Annotated in this window: 1 protein-coding gene; it reads right to left on the bottom strand. The window is 42.5% G+C overall.

Annotation, left to right across the window (positions count from 1 at the left end):
• Window positions 1-3,215, bottom strand: a 3,215-nt coding sequence (locus CXF78_RS18040) for a response regulator (protein ID WP_102037542.1), incomplete at both ends; no start/stop codon positions are given.

The raw sequence follows: 3,215 nt of genomic DNA, 5'->3' as shown, positions 1-3,215 counted from the left end.
ATTGGCTTAGTGATATGTGCATTCATGCCTGCAGCTAAACTTTTTTCTTTATCACCCGACATTGCGTGCGCAGTCATGGCGATAATAGGCATTTGTTGTTTGCTATAACGTTTGCGTAATTCGGCGGTAGCAGTTAATCCATCCATTACCGGCATTTGAATGTCCATTAACACTGCATCAAATGGTTTAGAATCAATCACATCTAATGCAACTTGACCGTTGTCGGCTATCACTACTTCATAACCGGCACTTTTCAGTAATTCAGACGCCACTTGTTGGTTAATAAAGTTATCTTCAACCAACAATACTAAACCAGATGCTTTGGCGGGTTCGGCTTCAATAATAACCGGCATTGCATTCAGCTTAGGTTCTTTGGCAAAGGCATTAATAATTTCATCAAATAACGCCGAGGCCTTAAACGGCTTTTGTAATACCGCATAAACAGAATTTTTTTGCAGCTCATGGTCTAACGGCTCAGCAGCATAAGCGGTCATTAAGATAATAATAGGACGCTTTGCTATGCTACCATCAGCGACCATTTCATCTATCGCCTTAATAACATCACAGCCGTTCATTTCTGGCATCATCCAATCTAACAACAATAAGTCGACTGGCTTTTTACGCAATATATCCAGTGCTTTTTGACCACTGTCTGCCGTGTTCACACCAAAGCTAAAATCGGTCATCAATGTCGAATAAATTTGTAATGCACTTGGGTTGTCGTCAACCACCAGCGTTGTTAGGTTATTTAATTGTTCTGGCACCACCAGCGGCGCGATCACTTGTTCTTCGGCAATTTCAAAGCTAATGGTAAAACTGAAAATGCTGCCGGAGCCCAGTTCGGACTCAACTTGCATGGTTCCACCCATCATCGACACTAAATGTTTACTGATAGATAAACCTAAACCCGTGCCGCCATATTTACGTGTAGTTGAACCATCAGCTTGTGAAAATGCATCAAACAGCATTGCTTGTTGGTCTTTACTGATCCCAATACCGGTATCGCGTACCCAGAATTTCATGGTGATACGGTCGTCACGCTCACCCACATCTTCGCAACCCAGCTCAACTTCACCAGTTTGGGTAAATTTGACCGCATTAGACAATAAATTAACGATGACTTGGCCTAAACGCAGTGGATCGCCATACAAAATAAGCCCTGCGGTGACTGGCGCATACAGCAGTAATTCAACGCCTTTTTCTTGCGCTTTAATGGCATTAATATCAATAACATGATCAAGTACTTTATCCAGCGGGAACGCGACTCTTTCTAACTCTAATTTGCCTGCTTCAATTTTAGAAAAATCTAGAATGTCATTAATAATTCGCAGTAACGATTGGGCAGAAAAACCGGCTTTATTAAGATAATCTTGCTGTTGCACAGTCAAGCTAGTGCGTTGTGCTAACTGCAACATCCCAATAATCGCATTCATGGGTGTCCGAATTTCATGACTCATGTTGGCCAAAAATTCACTTTTGTACATGTTGGCTAACTCGGCGTCTTGTTTTGCTTCAAGCAAGGCGACTTCGTTACTCTTCTGGCGGGTAATGTCTTTATGTGTACCGAGCATTCGCTTACTACAACCATCCTCAGAAAACTCAACCGCCCGCCCGCGAGATAACACCCAGAAATACAGGCCATTTTTACCGCGCATTCTAAATTCGATTTCATAAGTGCCAACCGGATCGCGCACATATTGAGCGCGGTACTCTTGTACTCGTTCACGATCGTCAGGATGATATAACTCATCTATTGACTCGAGTAACGGTGGAAACTCATTAGCTTGATAACCCAACATTGAATAGAAAGCCGGATTACAAATAATCTGTTCAGAATCAATATACCAATCCCACAAACCATCTTCTACCGCATCCATAGCAAGATGATAACGTTGCTCAGACATGCGTAATTGCTCAGCAGCTTCGTATTCACGGGTAATATCACGCCAAACAGAAATCAAACCTAATAGATCGCCACGGCGATTGTAAAACGGCAATTTAAAGGTATCGAGCAATACCGGTTTACCTTCAATATTGACTCGTTCTTGGTAACGTAATGAATGCTGCTGGGTCAGAACTTTGTTGTCTTCTTCCCCAATGCGCAAGCCTTGCTCTGGGCTCACCACTTCTGATGACGTTAAGCCAATAATTTCATTTTCGGTATAGCCCAGCATTCTTTCAGCTGACTTATTACAGCCTAAGTATTTGCCTTCTTTGTCTTTAAACACGATCGCTTCAGGGATCGAATCGATCAATGATCGTAGCAATGCAAACTCGCGCTCACGGCGCTCAGTTGTTTCACGTAAACGCTGAGTACGCCTAGCAACTAAGTTATCAAGACGTTTATTTTGTTCGGCGAGATGATGAGTATACTGGCGGTTTTCTTCAAAAATACGACTCACTAGCGCAAACCACGGTTCCCAACCACGGGTAATTTTCTCTGGCGGACGGATAGGCGTTTGTGAACATGCTTCTAGATGGGTTAATAAGCGTGAAGCAGGGCTAACGAATGCTCGGCGAGTTTGCCAATGCACAATGGTAACCAGCAGTGACAAGGCCAATACCACTAATAGAAAACTCAGTTGTAGCTTGTCCCACGAATCTTTGAATAAATCATCTTCATCTTGTAAATACAGTAACCGCCAAGGCGCGTTATGCAATGCCACACTATGAATGTAATATCCATTTCGCAAAATGCCTTCATGGGCGTCAAATAGCTCAGACTCCGATAACGAATGTAACTCTGCCGGAATTCGCTGGCTAATGTGGTAAACCTTATTCATTTCACTGGAGTCAAAATCACTGTGAGATAAAATATTATTTTGCTGGTCAAGCAAGATCACCGTACCGGGCATTTTAAAATAGGTACGAATTTGTTTATCCAGCGATGATAACGTCATGTCGAGGTTAATCGAACCGATAAACTCATCTTCTAGATATACCGGTAAACCAAGCGTAGTAATAAGGCCTTGATGCGCCGAATCGATGTACGCCTCACTCCAAAAAACACTACGTTGTGGATTCATTGAAGGCGTTGATAATTGAAATTGTTTCTTATTGAGCAGCTCATCTCTAAAGCGTAAATCATTATTTTCCCATGGATAAAATGACATCATCCGACGGTTAGAAATATAATAGATCGACGAAGCTTTAGGGGCTGCTTCTTTCGCGACAGGAAAGGATAATGATAGCTCAAACAGCATTTCAAGCTCTTG

Origin of the sequence: Shewanella sp. 11B5 (assembly GCF_002836795.1) — a bacterium.
GTDB classification, from domain to species: Bacteria; Pseudomonadota; Gammaproteobacteria; order Enterobacterales; family Shewanellaceae; genus Shewanella; species Shewanella frigidimarina.
The sequence above is the reverse complement of the archived record's forward strand: the minus strand, read 5'-3'. Positions and strand labels throughout refer to the sequence as shown.